We start from the raw sequence: 20344 nt of genomic DNA on the forward strand, positions 1-20344 counted from the left end.
TCGCCTCTCCCGGCCAAAAAGCCGGGCAGCCTATGCCTCGTTGGGTCACTCAGGACACCCTCCCGGTGTCCGCGATCAGTTTGGAATGCTGTCCGTCATCAGCGTGGAACGGTGTCCGCCATCACGGCGGAATGCTGTCCGCCATCACAGCGGAACGGTGTCCGCGATCGCGTGGAATACGCAGTAGGTCGATGCGGCTGGGTCGCGGCGCCGTGGTCGGTGGCGATATGCCCGCCTGCGCGAGCACGCGCCGCACGGTGTCGCGATGCACGTGCAACTGGCGTGCGATGGTGCGGAAACTCTTGTGTCCTTCGCGCGGCCTGGCCGCAGGCGGATCTCCGCCGCTCCCCCTCATCCAAAAAATTCAGAACTGAATGGTGTTCGACACTTTTGCCGAAAACCGCTCACCGGCCGAACTGGAGCCCCGAGTTGGATCAACGACTTGCCGCAGCGGTGCTCGTTAAGTCCTGAACCGCGTGTTCACTCAAGTCTGAACTTTCACGGTTTTCGTTCATTCAACTCTGAACTTTCACGCGGGGCCGTCCCAGCCTGCAGGCGGGCCTTCAGGGCTGGCAGGGCCACGCGGCGCGGTGAAGCGCCAGGGCGCAGTCGCTGCGCGTCGACGGCCTACCGCTGCAGGTCCCGTTCGTGCGGGCCTACCTCGATCACGGTGCCGCGGCCTGACCGGAAGTGAACCTCTAGATTGGCACCCACCCTGGGAACCGCGCTGAGCGTCCGCAAGTCGTGGATGACCGCCTTGCCGCGACCCAGACCCTGCCCCACGTGCGACGCAGATATGGCCTTCACTGGACCGAAGTATTGGTGGTCCCGCGTGCCTGAATACTCGATGTCGATGAAGCCCAGTGCTTCCAGCGCGCGGCGCATGCCGGCATCGGAGCGGGTTCCGTCATCGACAAGTAACTCGGGTGAATCGGCTACCTCGGGCGCCGGCGCCGAAGGCAGCCCGTGCGACCAGCCCGGCACGTCGACGTAGTAGCGGACCGCCTTTCCTTCACCCTGCTTGCGGAGCAGGCCTCGATCAACTAAGTCGCCGAGATCGCGGGTCGCGGTCGCCTTGGACACGCCCGTCATCTTGATGAACTTCTCGGCGTTCAAGCCGCCCTCGAAGCCGCCATCACCAGCATCGAGCAGGCGCTGCAGCACCTTGCGATGCCGATTGTTGAGATCGGCGGCGCGGTCTTGATCCCAAAAGCGCTTCTTCTCGATCGCTTGGTCAATGACCTGGCTGGCCACGATGCAAGCGGCCGTGCATTGACCGGCGAACCACCGCACCCACTGCGTGACGTCGGTGTCACCTCGCTGCGCCTGATTCAGCGCGTCGTAGTAGCCCGAGCGAGCGGTCTTTAGCTGCCGCGACAAGCTGTACAGGCGCACTGGCTGGCGGAAGTGCTGGCCGAGCGCCATGTCGACGATCGCGCGGCCGATGCGGCCATTGCCGTCCTCGAACGGGTGGATGCTCTCGAACCAGACGTGAGCGATGGCAGCGCGGGCCAAGCCGTCCAGCGTCTTGTCCTTTGACGCCGGCGCGCCGTTGCGCGCCGGCTTCGAGTCAGCGAACCATTGGAGGAAGTGCGCCATTTGCGTCGGCACGTCTTTCGACGCCGGCGCGACGTAGTGCACGACTTCCTGTCCCGGTAGCCCGCTGACGATCTGCATCGGGTCGTCGTGGTCGCGGTAGCGGCCGACGGCGATCCGCTGGATGCCAGACGTGCCGCCCGGGAACAGCGCCGATTGCCAGCGGCACAGCCGATCCTCGTCCAGCGCTTGGTCGATGGCCGTGGTTGCGTCGTTGATGACGTCGACCAGGCCGTCGACGTGACGGTTCGTCGGTCCCGACGCGGCCAGACCCAAACGCCGCATGACGGACGAGCGCACCACATCGGCCGACAACTGCTCGCCCTCGATAGCCGCGGTGGCCATCACCTCGTCTGCCATAGCGTCAAGTGCGACTTGACTCGTCGCCCCCAAGCCGATAGCTGCGGCCTTGCCTTCTAGCACCCCATGCATGCGATAGGTCTCGGCCAAGTCAGCAGCCGCGTCGCCGGCCGAGTACGTGAGGTGGGGCCAGTTCGGCCGCCGCCAGATCCATGGGCTGCTGTTCGTCATGAGCCACATCATCGCATTTTCGGCTCATCATGTGAGCCGTATTTTTGCCGTTGCGGCTCATGGACCGCAAGACGATGCCGTCGCGCCCGAACCCAGGCTGGGGCCCAGGTAGCCAGAGCCGCCAGGCTGTCGATCCGCGCAGAGCGCGCCACTCGATTTCGTCAGCGGATCAAGCTCTTGGCATCCGCCGTGCCATCGAGCTTTGAACCCGTGTCTCGTTCAACTTGGAACTTTCGGGGATCTGTACCGCTCAACTTTGAACTTTCGGGCGCTGCGGTTGCTGCGCAGGGCGGGCCCTGCATGCGCAGCAGAAGGCCCTCACGCCGCCTCGCCCTCTACATGCCGCCAGCAGCCCCGCGTGCCGGTACGGCAGTTCCAAGTTAAGCGCAACGAGTTCCAAACTCAGCGCAAACCGACACAGATCCAAAAAGTTCAGAACTGAGTGAACGAAGTTCAGAGATCAGTGGTCTTCGACATCTTGCGTTCAGCCTAGACCCGGACGTAGAAAGATGAAATTAGATTCGGGAAAGCGGCCCGCCTAAGAAGCCCGCGTCCGTTGGGTGGCACCAGCGGCTATTCCGGAAAACGATCGTTTGACGGACAGGGGGCAGCAAGGCCACAGTATCACTCGGTATCACCATGTGATAGTAGGTCCGCTATGGCAACCTCCCTCAAGATCGACGACACCTTAAAAGGTCGCGTCCAGCACCTCGCCAGCCAACGCCGCCGCTCACCACACTGGATCATGCTCGAAGCCATCCAGCAATACGTCGAGCGCGAGGAGGCCCGCGAGAGCTTCAAGCAGGAAGCCTTGGCTTCCTGGGCGGCCTATCAGGAAACCGGCCGGCACCTCACAGGCCAGGAAGTTCGCATTTGGTTGAACACCTGGGGCACCGAAGACGAAAGGGCGGCGCCTGAGTGCCGCAAGTAGTCGTCCCCGAAACAGCCGCGGCAGGCTTGGAGCGGTGCCGGCAGTTTCTGGCTGCCAAGACCCCGCAAGCCGCCCGGCGGGCTGGCCAGACCATCGAGCGGCAATTCCTGCTGCTCGAAACAGCCCCTGATATTGGCCGGCCGTTCCCTGACATGCCAGAGCTGCGCGAGTTGGTGATTGCCTTCGGGGATTCCGGCTATGTGGCCCTGTACCGCCATGAGCCGGCCGACGATGCGGTGTATGTCTTGGCATTCCGGCACCAAAGAGAGGCGGGCTGCTGAGCATGAACGAATTTCGCCGGCTGGCTACGAGGATGGATCAGCAGATGCAGCAGCTTGCCGCCGAAGGTGTCTAGGCACACGCCGTCGTCAATCGCATGATGGGATACGTGCCCGTGCTGCATCGAATTTGGATCGGCACCTCCGACCAGCAGCTCCCTTCGCGCCAGTGTTCCCGTGCCTCGTGGACCATGCCGAGCCGGTCGTAGCCATCGGGGATCTCTGGGTAGCGAACCAGGAGGTCGCGCGCCTTGCTCGGCCTCGCCAAGGCGGCCGGCATGGACCAAGTCCACGATGGCGTTGGATGCTTGATCCAGGGCCTGAGACTCCTTGAGCGCAGCCAGGCCCTCTTCATACTGAGCCGCCTGTGAACGCTGGTCGAGATCCGCGTCTATGTGACGGTGAGGACGCGGTTTTTCTCAAGGCCTGATCAAGGCTTTCCGAGCGGAAGGTGGCAACGAGTTCGCCTGCATGGCGGCCCTGCAGGGCGCAGCAAGGGGCTATCCCGGGTGGTCGCGGCCATGAACAGGCCTGTGCGGGGGAGATGACACGCAGCAGCGGCGGCGGTAGAACGCGCGCAGTGCCTCACAAGAAACAGAATTGAAGGCGGTCGTTCATGCGGCGGCTGTCTCGCCTTCTCGTGAACCGCGGCGCGGCCACTCGAGCTCGACGAAGTCCGACAATGGCTGGCCATCGATGTTGGAGCTACACCGTGTCGCGAAACTACGTCCCGCAGATCAGCGCCGAGCGAGCCGGCGCTGCGCTGACACCGCCGCAAAAGCGTTTCAACACCCTCATTCGGCAGATCGAGCAGGCACGCCAGCTCCTGGGGGCGTGGCATGAAAACATTGCCAGCTACCGCCTCGCCCACACGCAGGTCGTGCTGCCACTGGAGGCCGAGCTGACGGCCGTACGCCGGCAATGGGTGTTCACATTGGATCGGCTGCTAGAGCAGCGCAACTGGACCAAGGCCGAGCGCAGCACCTTGCGCGAGTTGGCCTGCGATGGGGCAAGCGCCCTGCTCACGATGCGCGAGGACGACGCCGAGTTGAAGGCCCTGTTCGCGAAGCACGCCGAGGTGGACTTCGACACCGAGCGGCGGGAGGCCGTGCGGGCCATGAAGGATCTGGCCGAGGCGATGACGGGCTTGGACCTGGGCGACGACGATGGACTGCACACGGACGACGACCTGTTCGAGCGCTTGCAGCAGGGGATGAAGGAGCGCGCGGCGGCCGACGAGGACGAGGCCGCCGAGGACGCCGAAGAGGCCGACCTCAATGCCAAGGCGGCGGGTCGGCACAGGAGCGCCGCGCAGAAGCGGCGCGAGGCCGAGGCGCAGCAGGCCTCGCAGTCGATGCGCGAAATCTTTCGCAAGCTTGCCAGCGCCCTGCATCCGGACCGCGAGACCGACGAGGGCAAACGCAAGGAGAAGACGGTGCTCATGCAGCGCGTCAACCAGGCCTATGCGGCCAGCGACCTGCTCGCCTTGCTCGAGCTACAACTGCAGATCGAGCAGATCGATGCGAGCCATATCGCCAGTGCCAGCGCCCAGCGGTTGAAGCACTACAACAAGGTGCTGAGTGAGCAACTGGCCGAACTCCGGGCCGAGGTCGATCACGTCGAGATGCAGTTCCGCTTCGAGTTCGGCCTGGAACCCGGCTGGGGTCTCAAACCCGGCAAGCTGGGTTCGGTGCTCGATCAGCACAGCCGGGAGCTGCGTGCCGAGCTGAGCCAGCAGCAGCGCGATTTGCGCATGCTGAGCGACACGGCGGCCACCAAGCGCTGGTTGAAGCGTGAGCGGCAATTGATGCGCGAAGAAGACGAGTTTTTCGATTTCCCGCCGTTCTGACTTGACCGGAACGGCGCGTCCGGGAACGAGGTCAAGCGGCAGCTCACGCAGTTGCTGGACACGTTCATCGAGGGCGAGAAGCTCAAGCGCCGCATGAGCGCCGCAGCCAACGCACAGGAGGCCTGACCATGACCACCATTCAGATCGAGTTGCCCGAGGCCACCGCGCAGGCCGCGCGCGACGCCGGGCTGCTCACGCCGCAAGCCCTCGACCGGCTGCTGACCGATGCACTGAAGCGGCAGCAGGCGGCTGACTCGCTGCTGTCCATCGCAGGCCGTGTGGCCGCCGCCGGCATCGCGCCGATGTCGATGGACGAGATCAACGCCGAGGTCAAGGCGGCACGCGCGCAGCGACGGCAACGTGCGGGCGGTCATTGACACCAATGTGCTGATCGCCGGGCTGCTGTGGCGTGGGCAGAGTGGAATGAAGTTAAGTCTGGCCAACTCGGCCAACCTTCGGGACAAGCCACAGCTCCAAGTGCATGTATGAGGCGATTGGCCGCCATAATCAACTCAAAATCCAAGTCGAATCTGAGAAAAACCCAGCCTGAGTCGACTAGACTTTTGAATCGACTCAAAATACAAGTCGAAAATCCCGGTGATCGACTCATCCATCGACATGGCAACGGAAGCGACCTACGTCTGGCAGCAGCCAGCCTGGCCAGATTTGCACTACGACCCGGTTCGCGTCGGCGCAGCGTTGGCCACCGCGAGGCGGGCGCAGGGCGTGGTCGAAGGGAAGCTGGCCGCACTGGGCTTTGAGCAGCGCCTGGAACTGGCGGCCGAAGCGTGGAGCCAGGAAGCCGTGGCCACGGCCGCCATCGAAGGCGAGCGGCTGGACCTCGCTGCCGTGCGCAGTTCCGTAGCGAGACGCCTGGGCGTGGGGAAGCAGGATGGCCCCAACGCTCCTCGCAACGTCGAGGGCCTGCTGGACATCATGGACGACGCGGTGACGCGCTGTGCAGATGCAGTCACGGACGAGCGCTTGCATGCCTGGCAGGCGGCGCTCTTTCCGACCGGCTATTCCGGGATGACGAAGATTCGCGTCGGCGGCTACCGCGAGCGTCCGGAACCCATGCAAATCGTCAGCGGGCGGGTCGGCCGCGAACGCGTGCACTACGAGGCCCCACCTTCTGAGCGGGTGCCCCAGGAAATGCACCAGCTGCTGCAGTGGTTCAACGCAAGCGCCGAACCGGACACACTGATTCGCACAGCTCTGACGCACCTGTGGTTTGAGACCCTCCACCCGTTCGAAGACGGCAACGGCCGCGTCGGACGCGTGTGGGTGGACCTGGTGTTGGCCGGGGACAGCGGCGAGGCCAGCCGTCTGATTCGCACGTCGCAGCGCCTGCTGGACCGCCGAAACGAGTATTACGAGCAGCTTGAGCGCGCCCAGCACGGTGGGCTCGATGTGACGGACTGGGTGTTGTGGTTCGTGCATCAGGTCCAGGTGTCATGCGACGAGGCATCCAAGACCGTCGACGACACGTTGGCCAAAGCACGGTTCTGGATGGACCACAGCAACAAAGCCCTGAGCGAACGTCAACGCAAGGTCGTGAACCTGCTACTCGATGCCGGCCCCAACGGTTTCGAAGGCGGCATGAGCACCAAGAAGTACGAGAGCATTGCAGGCACTTCTCGCGCCACGGCGTCGCGAGAACTCATCGGCTTGGAGGACCTCAAACTGCTTGCCCGCACAGGCGCTGGCCGCTCGACGCGGTACTACGTGAACCTGCCCGGTTGGGGCCCTCACGAGGCGGTCTAGACTCGCCTGCGAAGCAGTGCCAACCCGGCTGCTGCGAGCGGGCCCAACCTCTCTCGCCGCCACGATGAAGCGACGACAGCGCGTCGCGTCAATCTTGCGGCAGCCCGGCAGTGACCCGCATGCCTGTGGTGACCGTGAAGCCAATCAGGTCGAACAGGCTCAGGCCAGTGCCTGGATGAAACGCGCCGCGAGCACCGGGTAGGCGTGGTGGGCCATCGCGAATACACGGCCGCGCTCGCCCATCTCGGCGCGCTGCTCGGGCGGCACGCGGCCAGCTTCAGCAGGCCGTCGGCCACCGCCTGCGGGTCTTCGGGTGCGACGGTCAGGCCAGCGCCGGCTTCGGCAACCGGGACGTTGCCCACCCCCGGCGACATAAGGCGACCGAGCGCGGTGCACGTCCTTCAAGACCATCCCCGTATCGAATACTGACCTGGGGAGCGCCGTAGTGCCTGGTCATGGCCAAAACCGCCGTCTCACCGCCGAATAAGAGCGTTTTCTGACCGCCGCTAACAGCAGACTCATGATGGCCGCAGCCCGCTTGCCCGGACAGCCTCTCGCTGGCCTGGTCCGTGAACGGTCCGAGGCGAGCCAAGGCACTGTTTATGTATCGAATTTCATATCTTCTTCCGCCCTGGTATGGAATTTGATATCTTTCGTTCCATGGGCGACTTTGAATCCACCGTCAAAGCCATGGGCGCCAAGCTCAAGGAGATGCGCAAGGCACGCGGGCTGCGCCAAATCGACGTCGCCGATCGCGCCGGCATCCCGCGGCTGCAGGTGGTGCATGTCGAAGCCGGGCGTCCCGGCGTCGCTGTCTCAGCCTATGCCCGGGTGGCTGCGGCGCTGGGCGCGCAATTCCAGTTGGTGCCGGCGCAACGGCCGACGCTGGAAGAGATCGGCGCTCTGCTGGATGGCGAGCGTGGCTGAGCAGACCCCAGCCGTTCTGGTGAGCACTCCGCAGGGGCTGGCGGGACGGCTGCAGCGTGAGGGCGACTATGTCTTCTCGTTCGACCCGGCTGCCGGCGAACAGGCGGCACCTGCCCTCGGGATGCCGCGCCGGCTGAAGCCCTATGTGCACAAGTCGCTGCACCCCGTCTTTCAGATGAATCTGCCCGAGGGCTATGTGCTGGAGCAACTGCGGCAGCGCTTGGCCAAGACGACAGGCATCGATCCTCTGCTGCTGCTGACTGTGGTGGGCTCGCAGGCGCCTATTGGCAGGCTTAGGTTTGCCGCAGAGGGCCCGGTCCAAGCCTCGACGGCGCCGCAAGGGGAGAGCTTGGCGGACCTGCTGGCCAGCAAGGGATCGCGGGATCTGTTCGCGCGCCTGGTGGACACCTACTTGATGCGCAGTGGCCTGAGCGGTGTGCAACCGAAAGTGCTCGTGCCGGAGATCCCGACAGGTCTGCCTGCCGGCGAGTTCAAGGCAGCGCTGGCGACTTCGGAACTGATCGTGAAGTCCGGACTGGGGGAGTTCCCAGGCCTGGCCGTCAACGAATTCTTCTGCATGACGGTCGTCAAGCGCGCGGGCATTCCGGTGCCGGAATTCTTCCTGTCCGAAGACGGCGAGCTGTTCATCATGCGGCGCTTTGACAGGCCCGGCGGCAAACGCATCCTGGGCTTCGAAGACATGCTGGTCCTCGCGGGCCGAGACGCTGATCAAAAGTACGTCGGCAGCTATTCGCTGGCACTGAAGCTGCTGCATCACTATTGCAGCCCTGAACACTGGGCCGCCGCGCGCCAGCAGTTGTTCGACATGGTGGCGCTGTCGTGCATCCTGGGCAACGGCGATGCCCACCTGAAGAACTTCGGTGTCCTGTACGAAGACGTGACCGGCGCAGTGGCGATGGCCCCTGCCTACGACATCGTCTGCACCAAGCTCTATATCCCCGAAGACAACTTGGCTCTTGAGCTGGTGGGCAACAGAAGTTTCTTTGCAGCTCGACAGGGGCTGCTGGACTTCGGCAATCGCTGCGATATTCCGAAAGCGAAGGTGAAGACCCGGTTGATTGAGCTTGCCAGCACCGCGCTGCGGACTCTCGATGATCTGGCACCGCTCGTTGAGAAACTGCCAGGGCTGGACGAGATCATCCGGCGCGAGGCTCACCGGTATCTGGAGACGTTCCAGTAGAGGGACTCCTTCGCCGCACGAGTTTTTGATTTCCCGCCGTTCTGAATTGACCGGAACGGCGCGTCCGGGATCGAGGTCCGAGGTGACCCCGGCCAGCGAGGCCATCGATGCCTGCATCTCCTGGCCCGGTGCGAAGCTCAGCCGGTCGGACTGAGGGCCATACCGGCGCGCACGCTTGCAAACCGTACGCTCATCGGCGCTATTCGCAATTCGCGAATAGCGAATATGACTCGCCTGATGGAACTCAAACATACGCGGCCAGTCGCGGCACCTTGAATTGGACGTGGCGAGCGCGAGAGGTGAGCGTCCAGTCCGACCATCTTGAAGACCCGTTAGGCGCGTAGGAGCCTCGTGTCCACCTCAACTTTGGTGGACACATGAACACTACGCCTTCTCAACAAGCCAGCACACGTCGGCGTCGGCGCCGGCACAGTGACGAGTTCAAGGCCGACCTCGTCGCGGCTTGCATGCAGCCGGGCATCTCCATTGCGGCTGTGGCCATGGCCAACGGGTCTGGCGATGCTCTCGAAATAGCGCTCGAAGCTTTCAAGTCGATCTGCAACCTGCTGACGACAGGTGTTGGCCCCTTTAAGGCGACGGCTCGGGGGGAGCCGCGCTGGCGGTTGAAGCTGTAGCCACAGATGTACTACCACGCAAGAAAAGGTAGTATAAAACATGTTCATCGACAGCAGCTTGGCGGCCCAGGCCGCGTACTCGTCCGTGCTGTCCGCCGCACGCATGGCGCAGCTCAATCGCTCGCCGGCGGACCTGCCGGGCGGCTTCGCGTCCAAGCAGGTCAACGGGAGGCTGTACTGGTACTACCAGCGCAAAGGCCCGGCCGGCCTCGAGCAGATCTACGTCGGTCCGGACGACAAGGCGACCCGCGCGCTGATCGAAGCCGCTCGCAACGAGTCGGCAAGCGCCAACCAAAAGCACTTGCGCAAGCTGGCCAACGCGGCCGCGGCCCTGGGCTGCTACACCGTCGCGCCGAAGCATTTTCGGGTCCTCAAGCGCCTGGCTGATCACGGGGTGTTCTCGGCTGGGGCCCTCGTGGTCGGCACGCATGCCTTCCTGGCCTACCAAAACGTCCTCGGTGTGATCTGGGGGGATCCGGGCCAGACGGTCGACCTGGACTTTGATCATGCGGGACGCAACCTCTCGTTGGCGCTGGCGCCGGACGCGCGTGTCGACGCCCACTCGGCCATCGAGTCCCTGCAGATGGGCTTCGTGCCGGTGAACTCGGGCACGCGCTACGTCAAGCCGGACGAACCGGACTTCGATCTGGACTGGCTGACCTCCAGGACGCGCACGGGCGGCGAGCCTGTCGACTGCCCCGCGCTGAATGTGACCCTGCAGCCGCTGCGCTTCATGGAGCTGGCGCTGGAGGCCCCCATCCCCGCGGCCCTGCTGGGCAGCACCTCGGCCATCGTCGTCAACCTGCCGGCACCGGCCGCCTATGCCGTGGGCAAGCTGCTCGTGGCGGCCGAACGCACCGGGGACAGTCGTTCAAAGACAAAGAAGGACATCGCCCAGGCGGCGGCGCTGATCGACTATTTCCTGCAGAGAGATCCCGACACCTTCGTGGAGATGGTCGCGCAGACGCGTGCCCGCGGACCGGCCTGGCGCAAGGCCTTGGACGTAGGGCTGGCGGCCCTCCACCGGACATGGCCCCGCGTCGGAGAAGCCCTGGCGGCGGCCTGGCCGCAGGCCTAACTTGAAGCACAAAACTCAGGCCAGTGCCTGGATGAAACGCGCCGCGAGCACAGGGTAGGCGTGGTGGGCCATCGCGAATTCCCGGCCGCGCTGGCCCATCTCCGCGCGCTGCGCGGGTGTCAGCGCGGCCAGCTTCTGCAGGCCGTCGGCGACGGCCTGCGGGTCTTCAGGTGCGACGGTCAGGCCGGCGCCGGCTTCGGCGACGGGGTCGTTGCCGGCCTCGACCGAATGCAGCACCGCACGGCCGGCCATCAGGTAGTCGATGAGCTTGTTGGGCGCGATGCCGAAGCGGTAGATGGGGGTGCGCTGCCAGCCGATGTAGGCGATGTCGAAGCGAGCGAGCAGCGTCGGAATCTGGGCCTTGGGGATGGGGGCGAAGAAGCGGACGTTCGTCAATCCTTCGGCTTGCGCGCGCTGCGTCAGCCGAAGGGCCTCGTGGCCGCTGCCGACCAGCACAAAGCTCAGCGGCGCCTCCTTGAGCCTGGCCGCCGCGTCGAGCAGCACGTCCAGCGCATTGGGCAGGCCCATCGAGCCCGCATAGCCGACGACGACGCGGCCGGCGGCATGTTCGGCGTCCAGGTGGGCGGCCAGCGTCGCGCCCAGCGGGGCCGTCTCGCCCTGCCACTCCTCCGGGGCGAAGCCATTGGGCACGATGTGCAGCTTTTTGAGGCCCAGGCCCCGGGAGGCCATGTGCTCGTGCACGCAGGGCAGCATGGAGACGACGACATCGGCATCGCGGTAGGCGTCGGCCTCGGCCTTGCCGCAGAGCATCGCGAAGGGGTGGCGCGGCGACATGCCCGACAGCTCGATCAGCGACAGCGGCCAGAGGTCGTGCACCTCGTAGACGAGCTTGGCCTTGGCGAGGCGGGCGAGCTTTCTGGCGACCCAGACATCCATCGGGTAGGTGCTGGAGGCGATGACGGCGTCGGGCTTGAACTCGCGCGTCAGCCGCAAGGCGTCGGCACGCAGCTGGCGCAGAAAACTCAGGATGTTGCGCAGCCGGCCCACGCCGTTGCCCTGGTAGGTCGGCGTGGGCAGCCAGCGGTAGCGGATGCCGTCGATGACCTCCTCGCGCGGCTCGCCACCGACCTCGGGCTGCACGGCCCGCACATGCGATTGGCTGGCCGCGACGATCATGACCTCGTGGCCCGCCCTCACCCATTCGCGGGCCAGGTAGTAGGGCCGGAACTCCATGCCGTGGCGCGGCGAGCCGGCGTAGTGGTTGACGAGCAAGATCCTCATGCTGGACTCAGTTCACGCAAGCGGGTCAGGAAGCGCTGAACATGGGGCTCGAACAGCCCGTTGACGGCCACCCAGTCGCGGTTGGTTCGCGCCAGCGCGGCGGTGTCCAGCAGGGCCATGCGTGCCGGCAGGTCGTCCAGCGAGCCGACGATGAGGCCGCGCGCGGAGTCGCCGATCAGCTCGCGGTTGGCCGGCAGCTCGGACAGCAGGGGCACGCAGCCGTGGGCCATGGCCTCCAGCACGGAGACGGACACGGAGTCGCTCTGCGGCAGGCTCAGGAACCAGGTCGAGCGGGCGTAGTGGGCGGCCTGTGCGCTGGCGTCCAGCCGGCCGACGAAGCTGACCCTGTCGGCCAGGCCGCGCGCCGCCACATCGGCCTGCAGGGCCTGGCGCAGCGAGCCGTCGTTGGCCACCACCAGGCGGGCCTCGGGCTGGGCCGCGGCGATGCGCGCAAAGGCGTCGATGACGAGTTGCGGCCGGTAGATCGTCTCCAGGCCGCGGTTCGCGAAACACAGCCAGGGCTGCTTCTTCGCGTTCTGGCGGGGCATGGCCTCCAGGCCGAAGGGAAAGGTCATCACCTCGCCCGCGCCCAGTTCGCGCATCCGCTCGGCCATATGGGCCGAGTCCGAGGTCGTGATGGCGCAGCTGCGCAGCACCTTGCTCGTCAGCCAGCGCCAGCTGGCGCCTCGATGGGGCGTGACGAGGATGTCGCTGCCCCAGGCCGAGCCGGCGATTTGCGCGCGCAGCCGCCAGCCCGCCTTGGCCGCCCAGGCCAGCGTGCCGTGCGAGGTCAGGTAATGGGCATGCAGCCAGTCGGCATCGGTCTGGGCCAGCCAGGCGCCGACCTTGGGCAGTTGCTTGAGCAGCGCGATATTGCCGCCGCCGTGGTCGGGCGAGGTGTTCAACGCGAGGCGGTTGGCGTCGGGCAACAGGCGAAGCAACTCGGGCAGGAAGCCGCGCGAAGAGATGGCATACAGCTGTACCCGGGGCTGCAGCGCGCGCGCCCACTTCAGCAGATGCGGGCTTTCGCCGTCGCCGATGAGGACGAGCTTCAGGCCGCCGCCGAGGCTCATGGTTGCGCTCCGGCCCAGGCCTCGTAGGCCTCGCGCAGCTCCGGATGGCGGCTCAGCAGCACCGCGTCGCGCTGGCGTGTGTCCCCCACCTGGCGGGCCGGCTGGCCGGCCATGATCGCGAAGTCGGGCGCGATGCCGCGCAGCTGCGAGTAGGCGCACAGGATGGCGCCCTTGCCCAGCACGGCGCCCGGCTCGATGAGGCTGTGCGCGCCGACGAAGCTGTAGGCGCCCAGGCGTACCGGCGCCTTCGCATAGCCCGGCCGCTCGCCGCCTTCGGCCGCGAAGCGCCGGCCGTTGATGCGCACCGCGTTGTGGGTGCTGTGGGTCAGGATGGAGCAGAAGTTCGTGATCTGCACACCCTCCTCGATGACGATGCCGGCGCTCGCGTCGATGAAATTGAACTGGCCGATGAAGACATGGTCGGCCAGCTGCAGGCCGGCCTCGCCCTCGATGCAGGTGCTGGGCGCGATGCGCGTGTGCGGCGCGCCGGCCTCGCCGAACAGCATGCGAAAGCCCAAGAGCCGCACGAGGCGGCGACGGATGCGATTGAGCCAGGGGCGGATCATTCCCAAGTCCAGAGTGCCCAGAAAAAGTAGCCGAAGTAGAGCAGCATCGCCGCCGACACGCCCCAGCCCGCGCCGGCCAGGCCGCCGAGCTCGAGCCCGGCCGCGAGGCCGGCGATGAAGAGGGCCTGGCCCACGAGGGCCAGCTTCAGGCCCCAGGCCTGGGCGCCCCAGGCCATCATGACCACGGACAAGGGCGAAGCGATGAAGTGCAGCGCCACATAGGGCGCCAGCGAACGCGCCAGCTCGCCGGCACCGCGCCATTGCGGGCCGAAGACGGCGGCGAACAGCCAGGGCCCGAAGGCCAGCAGAGTTGCCATCAGCGGCAGGGCCAAGGCGGCCAGCAGCAGCAGGTTGCGGCGCACCAGCGCGCGCGCCTCGACCAGGCTCGCGGCCTGGGCCAGCTGCGGGTACAGGGCCTGCGACAGCGAGCCGCCGACGAGGCTGGCGGGTGCCTTCAGATAGCGCAAGGCCAGCGCCCAGGCGCCAGCCTCGGGCGCGCCGAGCCAGGCCGTCAGCAGGACGATGGCCAGGGTGTCCTGCAGCGCGCCGGCAAAGGCGTGCGGCGTGTTCAGCAGCGGGAAGTCGCGGTGCTTGCGGGCCATCTCGCGCAGCGGCTGGGGCTTGAGCAGCCCACCCCAGCCGCCGGCCGGCGCGGGCCGCGCCTGAAGGGCCGCCGCAGCGGCCGTGGCCAGCGTCGCGCCGCCGATCAGGCCCCAGGGCCCGGCCTGCAGCAGGCCCAGGCCCACCTGGGCCAGCGCGCCGCCGCCCCACTGCAGCACCCGGCCCCAGGCCAGGGCCGCGAACTGCCCGGCGCGGGCCGCCCATTGCGCCAAGGCCTGGCTGGCCGCGGCCGCCAGCACGGCCAGCGGCAGGGCTGCCGCCAGCGACAGGTCGGCCCAGAACATCCAGGCCCCGCCGACGACGGTGGCCACGGCCGTCACCGCCAGCAGCACGCGCAGGCACAGCGCCAGCAGCGTTGCCGCGCCCGCCGCTTCGGTTTCCAGCGCCAGCGCGAACTCGTAGCGCGCGCAGCCGACGACGGCCAGGTTGCTGGCCACGCTCCAGACGAGGGAAAACTGCCCGTAGTCGGCCGGCGTGTAGAGCCGGGCGATCCAGGGGCCCAGCAAAAGCGGCACGGCCTGGGCCAGCGCGCTGCCGGCAAGCAGGGTGAGGGTGGCGCGCGTCAGGCTGGCGGAGGTCATGGGGCGGGCGATTCTAAAATCGCCGGTTCGACTAAGGCCCGCAATGACTCAAGCCACTCCGACCCCCGCCCTTCCCGCTCAGGCAGACGACAACCAATTGATCGCCGAGCGCCGCGAAAAACTGGCCGCGCTGCGGGCCGCCACACCGGTGCCCTTCCCCAACGACTTCAAGCCCCAGCACCGCGCCGCCGCCTTGCAGGCCCAGTACGGCGAGATGCCCAACGAGGAGCTCGAGCCCCAGGGCGTGAAGGTCAGCGTGGCCGGCCGCATGATGCTCAAGCGCGTGATGGGCAAGGCGAGCTTCTGCACGCTGCAGGACGCCACCGGCCGCATCCAGCTGCGCGTGACCATCGACAACGTCGGCGCCGAGGTCTACGACGCCTTCAAGCACTGGGACCTGGGCGACATCCTCGGCGGCGAGGGCGTGCTGATGAAGACCAAGACCGGCGAGCTGACGGTCACCGTCTCCACGCTGCGCCTGCTGACCAAGAGCCTGCGCCCGCTGCCGGACAAGTTCCACGGCATGACGGACCAGGAGCAGAAGTACCGCCAGCGCTATGTCGACCTGATCACCGACGAGGACGCCCGCAAGCGCTTCGTCGCGCGCAGCCAGGGCGTGTCGGCCATCCGCAGCTTCATGGTGGACCACGGCTTCCTGGAGGTGGAGACGCCCATGCTCCACCCCATCCCCGGCGGCGCCAACGCCAAGCCCTTCACGACCCACCACAACGCGCTGGACCAGGAGATGTTCCTGCGCATCGCGCCCGAGCTCTACCTGAAGCGGCTGGTGGTGGGCGGTTTCGAGCGCGTGTTCGAGATCAACCGCAACTTCCGCAACGAAGGCATCTCGGTGCGCCACAACCCCGAGTTCACGATGATGGAGTTCTATGCGGCCTACTGGACGCATCACGACATCATGGACTTCACCGAGGCCGTGCTGCGCCACGCCGCGATCGCCGCCACCGGCAGCGCCGCGCTGACCTATGCCGGCAAGCCGGTGGCGCTGGACAAGCCCTTCGCCCGCGTGTCGGTGCGCGACTCGCTGATCCGCTTCGCCGGCCTGAGCGAGGCCGAGGCCGACAACGCCGACGTGCTGCGCGCCAAGATCGTCGCCGCCGGCGAGGAGGCCCCGGCGCGCTGGGGCCTGGCCGAGCTGCAGTTCGGCCTGTTCGAGGCCGTCGTCGAGGAGAAGCTCTGGGAGCCCACCTTCATCATCGACTACCCCGTCGAGGTGTCGCCGCTGGCGCGCGCGTCGGACGCCGATCCCAAGATCACCGAGCGCTTCGAGCTCTTCATCACCGGCCGCGAGTACGCCAACGGCTTCTCCGAGCTGAACGACGCCGAGGACCAGGCCGCGCGCTTCCAGGCCCAGGTGGCCAACAAGGACGCCGGCGACGAGGAAGCGATGTTCTTCGACGCCGATTTCATCCGCGCGCTGGAATACGGCATGCCCCCGACCGGCGGCTGCGGCATCGGCATCGACCGGCTGATGATGCTGATCACGGACTCGCCGTCGATCCGCGACGTGATCCTGTTCCCGGCGCTGCGCCGCGAAGCCTGAGCGCATGTACACGATCCCGACGCTCAAGGGCACGGCCTTTGCGCTGGCGGGGTACGGCCTCGCCCTGGCGCTGCTGCTCGTCGGAGCGGGCGGGACGGGTTGCTGGCGGCTTTGGGTTCGGCGGTAGCGCCGGGCCTGGTGTCCGGCAGCGGTGCAAAGAGAATGACGACACGCACTTGTCGATAGTCAGCCACCGCACGATTTCACGACCGGCACTCGCTATGCCAACCGCCCATGCGCGTCCTGCCACGCCGCCAATTCCAACGGCCGCAGGCCGAATCGCACCGCGTTGCCGGGGTGAAGGGCCGCGAACTCGGCCATGACCAGCGTGACGAAGTGATCACCATCGGCGGCCGGGATAACGCCGGGCATCCGGCTTCGCACCGCTTGCTCGGTCGCCGGCTCGTCCGCGCGCACGATGGCGGCTATCACTTCGGCCAGGGCCTGGCGGTGGCGCAGCCGGAAGATGTCGGGCGGCACTAGGGTCTGCTTCACGGCGACGTATTGCTGGCACGAGCGCTCGTAGGCCCAGACAAACACGTCGCGCAGCAGCTCCACGCGGTTCAGCTCGTATACGCCCAGCATGGCGTCCACATAGGCTTGCTGGGGCACGTCGATGAAGGACAGCGGGCAGAGGTTGTGACGGATGAAGGGGATGTTGGCGGCCAGCCGCGAGACGCGCTTGTTCACGTCCTCGAAGGGCTGCAAGTACGGCACTTGCACCATCAGGAAGAAGGCCTGCTCGAACGGGTCGGCAATCTCTGCCGCCATCCGCACGACGATGCCGAACAACTCTTCCAGCCGCTGCGGCAGGGCGATGGGCAAGTAGACGCTGCCGCCGATCTCGACGGCACGGCGACGAATGCGGCCGACCGCTGACGGATCGGCCATCAGGCCGTCCGACAAGAAGGCATGCAGGGCCACCAGAGTGTCCGCGTCTACACGGGCGTGCTCGGGGTCGAGCACCAGGTATTCGATGGCCTGCTTGTGGTTCAGGATCATCTGGGTTTCCAGCGCATCCTTGCCCTCGGCTGCCTGGCCGAACTCGATCAGCTTTTCGGTGTCCAGCCGGCTGTAGGTGTTGCCTTCCAGGTGTGAGGATGCCCAGGACAGGTCGATCAGCAGCCGGTTCAGGATGTCCCGCGCGAAGGTGCCAGCCGGCGTCTGGTCAGCCGGCGATCGACCCAGCGCGTGCAACTGCTCGCGCAGGTTCGGTGGCAGGTAGGCCGTGTGATTGGGGTGGTACTGCTCCAGAAACTCCAGCCGATAGCTCACCGGGGTGCGCAAGTGGCGGGGCTGGGAGACGTAGGCACGGATTTCGGCGCCCTCTGGAGATGTCCGCACATAAGCCGCCGCTTGCGTGGGCGGCTGCACGCCGCTGTCCCAGGTCGCCACGGCACTGCCATCGCTGCTGTCCACCAGCTCAATCCGGTGATATCGCGTGGCCCGTCCCTCGCCTTGGACTTGGATGCGCCCATGCGCCACCAACACCGCCAGACGCCGCTGCAGGGTGCGTCGCTGATGGTGGCTGCCGAGCTGCTGCAAGAGTGCCTCGATGCCCATGCCTTCAGGTGACACTCCGATCAGTTCGACCAACGAATCCAGCTCTTCAGGTGGGGTGATGCGCGGCATATCACGACAATTCCGTTGAACAAGTCATAGTATCGCGACAAATAAACTGTCGCGCAACGGATTTGACGACACGCAACGATCCGGGTGGTGGCGCGATTCGAGGGTTTGACTGCACCGCCGCACGACACTCTGCTCGCCACGCTATCGCGCGAGCCCTGCCTTGGCGTGGATCGGGGTGTGCTGCTTGCAGGGATTGACCTGCACGTCCAGCACCAACTGCAGATTGCCTGGCCTGGTCGCACTGAAAGACACGAGGAGCGCCAGGCCTGCGCGGGCAAATGGATGTTGAAGTCGCGTCGAGTGGAAGGCCGTCGAGAGGCAGGGGATCCCCTCACCACGGACCTGCCATCGATTCGCGAAGTGATCTAAGTCCGGGCCCTCAGGCGCGAGGCTTGAGCGCCTTGATGCGCGACCACAGCTGAGCCTTGGACACCAGGGTCATGTGCATCGCGGCCATGCACGCATCCAGCCGGTGCGGCCGCTGGCGCAGGTCATCAATGGCGCGCGCCAGGTCGGTTCCGATGCTGGTGCCGTAGGCGCCCGCGGCCTTGTCCATCGCGGCATTCAACAGGGCCTTGGGCGGCTGCATCATCGCCAGGTCGATCAGGTCGCGGCTGTAGGTCGCGTCATCGCGCCAGCGGTCGGACAGGGCCAGCAGCTTGCTTGCCGCCATGTCGAGGGGCGTCAGCGCGGCGAGCCCGCAGATGCGGTCGTCGGGCCCCGGCGGCTCGAACGCGATACGCCCCTCCAGCACGATCTCGAACTTGATCTCGACGCCGGCCACCCGCAGCATCGTGCGCAGGCCGTACTGGTCGGCGCGCAGTTCGCGCACGGCCTCCAGCGCGGCACCGGGCCGCGTGATGGCGCCCAGGCCCCGGGAACCGGTCAGCAGCTGGCGCAGTTGACGGTAACCGGCAAGGTCTGACACCAGAAAATCGATGTCCACCGACTCGCGGTATTCGCCATAGCGCAGCGCCATGGCGGTGCCACCGCCAAACCAGCAGGCGTTCGCTTCCAGCAGGGCCGCGTCCAGCGCGCCCAGCACGGCCGCGATGCGGCGGTGGTATTCGCGCTCAAACAAGCAAGCGCCCTCCGCCCAGTTCGTCCACCAGCGCCTTGAGCAGCAGCTTCTCCTGCGGCGCCATGTGCTCGCGGTCCAGGTGGCGCCAGTTGCGCTCGTAGAGATCCAGTGCCTGTGCCGGGTCGAGTTCGGTCACGCCCGGCAATTGCCAGGCAAGTCGCTTCAATGCGGGGTAGTCGTCCAGCCGCACGACGTCAGGCAATGCCGAGGACTTGGCCGACGCCTGGCCCAGCAGTTCGACTCGCAGGCCGACCGCGGCCATGGCGCTCAGATAGGCGCCCATGGTCACCGATGGCTCGCCACGCTCGATGCGATGCAGCGTCACCCGCGACATCCCCGCCGCTTCGGCTGCGTCGGTGGCCGTCACCTTCTGCTGCTCGCGCTGTGTCCGGATGTGCCGGGCCAGCGTCGCCAACTGTGAGGCGACGGCGGGTGCGAGGGCTGGGGCTTTGGCGGGCATTTGTTTCTCATTCTATCCAAATCTTGAATTTTGAACAGAATGAGAAACAGCTTCAATCGATCACGCGCTCTGGGACTTTGCCTCCAAGGATCATCGCGCGATACGTTCGGCAAGACCACGACCGTCGCCGCGAAATCCACGCACTCGGCGCTTGCGTCGCAACTGCCTGCGGCACCCCGTATTCAGGAATCGGCGCGTCCCACCCTCACCGGATTGGCGGCAGCAACTGCCGACGCTGATTCCCGACAGGGCCCGGCGGGCGCTGTCTGCGCTGAAACGCAAGCGGCCAGCCTGCCCCGAAGAGGTCTGCCGGTTCTATGCGCCGTCCATCGACGACGGACCGCGTGGTGTCTGAGGCTCGTGACGCCCGGCGTCGACCCATGGGCCTGCGGGCCACGTTGGCCCGGCGGTCCAAGGCGTTCGAACTTGGCAGCGACCTCAGGCCCGTCCTCAACGTCTTTCGGGCCGCCGGCCCCGTGAGGTGAGCCAGCGCCGAGAAGGCCCCCCCGGCATGCGAGGTGTACCTGCCGCCGCACGGGCTGGTGTGGCACGTAGGTACTGTCGGCGGCAGTGGCTGCAGATCGGGCGGCTGCTGGCTCGATTGGGCGAAGAGTCGCCGAGGTTCGACCGATCTGCCAACCGCCTGAATCCGTGACCGCTGCCCGAGCTGGGAGCGGCAAGTCGTTGATCTGGCGCGCGAATTGCGCGTAGCAAGGCGCTGGCGGTGGACACCCTGA

Annotated in this window: 20 protein-coding genes; 11 read left to right on the plus strand and 9 right to left on the minus strand. The window is 66.5% G+C overall.

Translation table 11 applies throughout. The features are described from left to right. Window positions 1-627: 627 nt before the first annotated feature. Entirely contained in the window at window positions 628-2127 is a 1500-nt protein-coding gene (locus EV671_RS24905) for a Fic family protein (RefSeq protein ID WP_165917717.1), read from the minus strand. Between the two features lie 658 nt (window positions 2128-2785). Here EV671_RS24905 and EV671_RS24910 point away from each other — a divergent pair. From EV671_RS24910 to EV671_RS24935, 5 genes are all read left to right on the plus strand, one after another. After that, on the plus strand, window positions 2786-3058 hold the full coding sequence (locus EV671_RS24910; protein ID WP_132576613.1) for a CopG family ribbon-helix-helix protein: 273 nt from the start codon (window positions 2786-2788) through the stop codon (window positions 3056-3058). After that, window positions 3046-3339: a type II toxin-antitoxin system RelE/ParE family toxin gene (locus EV671_RS24915; RefSeq protein ID WP_132576614.1), complete on the plus strand. Its 294-nt coding sequence runs from the start codon at window positions 3046-3048 to the stop codon at window positions 3337-3339. Before EV671_RS24910 ends, EV671_RS24915 begins: the two co-directional genes overlap by 13 nt. Window positions 3340-3976: 637 nt before the next feature. Next, window positions 3977-5185, plus strand: a complete 1209-nt coding sequence (locus EV671_RS24925; protein ID WP_132576615.1) for a J domain-containing protein — start codon at window positions 3977-3979, stop codon at window positions 5183-5185. Between the two features lie 128 nt (window positions 5186-5313). Next, the gene (locus EV671_RS24930; protein WP_132576616.1) at window positions 5314-5562 is read left to right on the plus strand and encodes a hypothetical protein; all 249 of its coding nucleotides are present in this window, start codon (window positions 5314-5316) and stop codon (window positions 5560-5562) included. Between the two features lie 220 nt (window positions 5563-5782). Further along, window positions 5783-6949 carry a Fic family protein gene (locus tag EV671_RS24935; protein ID WP_243655876.1) on the plus strand — a complete coding sequence of 389 codons (1167 nt, stop codon included), beginning with the start codon at window positions 5783-5785 and terminating at the stop codon, window positions 6947-6949. A gap of 159 nt (window positions 6950-7108) precedes the next feature. On the opposite strand, the gene EV671_RS27870 is transcribed toward EV671_RS24935, so the two are convergent. Continuing rightward, window positions 7109-7216 (minus strand): glycosyltransferase family 4 protein, encoded by a 108-nt coding sequence (locus EV671_RS27870; protein WP_165917718.1) that lies wholly within the window; start codon window positions 7214-7216, stop codon window positions 7109-7111. A 369-nt stretch (window positions 7217-7585) separates the two neighbouring features. Between EV671_RS27870 and EV671_RS24940 the strand changes: the two genes are divergently transcribed. The 4 genes from EV671_RS24940 to EV671_RS24955 all read left to right on the plus strand — a co-directional run bounded on the left by EV671_RS24940 (window position 7586) and on the right by EV671_RS24955 (window position 10790). After that, complete coding sequence (locus EV671_RS24940) at window positions 7586-7876, plus strand: helix-turn-helix domain-containing protein (RefSeq protein WP_132576617.1); 291 nt, start codon at window positions 7586-7588, stop codon at window positions 7874-7876. After that, the gene (locus EV671_RS24945; protein ID WP_207911253.1) at window positions 7869-9077 is read left to right on the plus strand and encodes a type II toxin-antitoxin system HipA family toxin; all 1209 of its coding nucleotides are present in this window, start codon (window positions 7869-7871) and stop codon (window positions 9075-9077) included. Before EV671_RS24940 ends, EV671_RS24945 begins: the two co-directional genes overlap by 8 nt. Before the next feature lie 377 nt (window positions 9078-9454). Further along, a complete protein-coding gene (locus EV671_RS27090; protein WP_132576619.1) occupies window positions 9455-9712 on the plus strand; it encodes a transposase in 258 nt (85 codons plus the stop codon). A gap of 58 nt (window positions 9713-9770) precedes the next feature. Next, window positions 9771-10790, plus strand: a complete 1020-nt coding sequence (locus EV671_RS24955; protein WP_165917719.1) for a GSU2403 family nucleotidyltransferase fold protein — start codon at window positions 9771-9773, stop codon at window positions 10788-10790. A 15-nt stretch (window positions 10791-10805) separates the two neighbouring features. On the opposite strand, the gene EV671_RS24960 is transcribed toward EV671_RS24955, so the two are convergent. The 4 genes from EV671_RS24960 to EV671_RS24975 are packed head-to-tail and all read right to left on the minus strand — an operon-like array spanning window position 10806 to window position 14873. Further along, window positions 10806-12032 carry a glycosyltransferase family 4 protein gene (locus tag EV671_RS24960; protein ID WP_132576621.1) on the minus strand — a complete coding sequence of 409 codons (1227 nt, stop codon included), beginning with the start codon at window positions 12030-12032 and terminating at the stop codon, window positions 10806-10808. Further along, window positions 12029-13105: a glycosyltransferase gene (locus EV671_RS24965; protein WP_132576622.1), complete on the minus strand. Its 1077-nt coding sequence runs from the start codon at window positions 13103-13105 to the stop codon at window positions 12029-12031. Before EV671_RS24965 ends, EV671_RS24960 begins: the two co-directional genes overlap by 4 nt. Further along, entirely contained in the window at window positions 13102-13668 is a 567-nt protein-coding gene (locus EV671_RS24970; RefSeq protein ID WP_132576629.1) for an acyltransferase, read from the minus strand. The genes EV671_RS24965 and EV671_RS24970 overlap by 4 nt, the downstream gene beginning before the upstream one ends. Further along, a complete protein-coding gene (locus EV671_RS24975) occupies window positions 13668-14873 on the minus strand; it encodes a lipopolysaccharide biosynthesis protein (RefSeq protein ID WP_132576623.1) in 1206 nt (401 codons plus the stop codon). Before EV671_RS24975 ends, EV671_RS24970 begins: the two co-directional genes overlap by 1 nt. Window positions 14874-14916: 43 nt before the next feature. On the opposite strand from EV671_RS24975, the gene lysS reads away from it, so the two are divergent. Next, window positions 14917-16434: a lysine--tRNA ligase gene (lysS, locus tag EV671_RS24980; protein ID WP_132576624.1), complete on the plus strand. Its 1518-nt coding sequence runs from the start codon at window positions 14917-14919 to the stop codon at window positions 16432-16434. Between the two features lie 4 nt (window positions 16435-16438). Next, a complete protein-coding gene (locus EV671_RS27875) occupies window positions 16439-16561 on the plus strand; it encodes a hypothetical protein (protein WP_279388532.1) in 123 nt (40 codons plus the stop codon). Window positions 16562-16653: 92 nt separating this feature from the next. Here the strand turns inward: EV671_RS27875 and EV671_RS24985 are convergent, their stop codons facing one another. The 3 genes from EV671_RS24985 to EV671_RS24995 form a co-directional block, all read right to left on the minus strand. Further along, entirely contained in the window at window positions 16654-18066 is a 1413-nt protein-coding gene (locus EV671_RS24985) for a Fic family protein (RefSeq protein ID WP_132576625.1), read from the minus strand. Window positions 18067-18445: 379 nt separating this feature from the next. After that, window positions 18446-19147: a nucleotidyl transferase AbiEii/AbiGii toxin family protein gene (locus EV671_RS24990; protein ID WP_132576626.1), complete on the minus strand. Its 702-nt coding sequence runs from the start codon at window positions 19145-19147 to the stop codon at window positions 18446-18448. Then, window positions 19140-19607 (minus strand): helix-turn-helix domain-containing protein, encoded by a 468-nt coding sequence (locus EV671_RS24995; RefSeq protein WP_132576627.1) that lies wholly within the window; start codon window positions 19605-19607, stop codon window positions 19140-19142. Before EV671_RS24995 ends, EV671_RS24990 begins: the two co-directional genes overlap by 8 nt. Between the last annotated feature and the right edge of the window lie 737 nt (window positions 19608-20344).

The organism is Roseateles saccharophilus (assembly GCF_004342485.1).
Taxonomy (GTDB): domain Bacteria; phylum Pseudomonadota; class Gammaproteobacteria; order Burkholderiales; family Burkholderiaceae_C; genus Pelomonas; species Pelomonas saccharophila.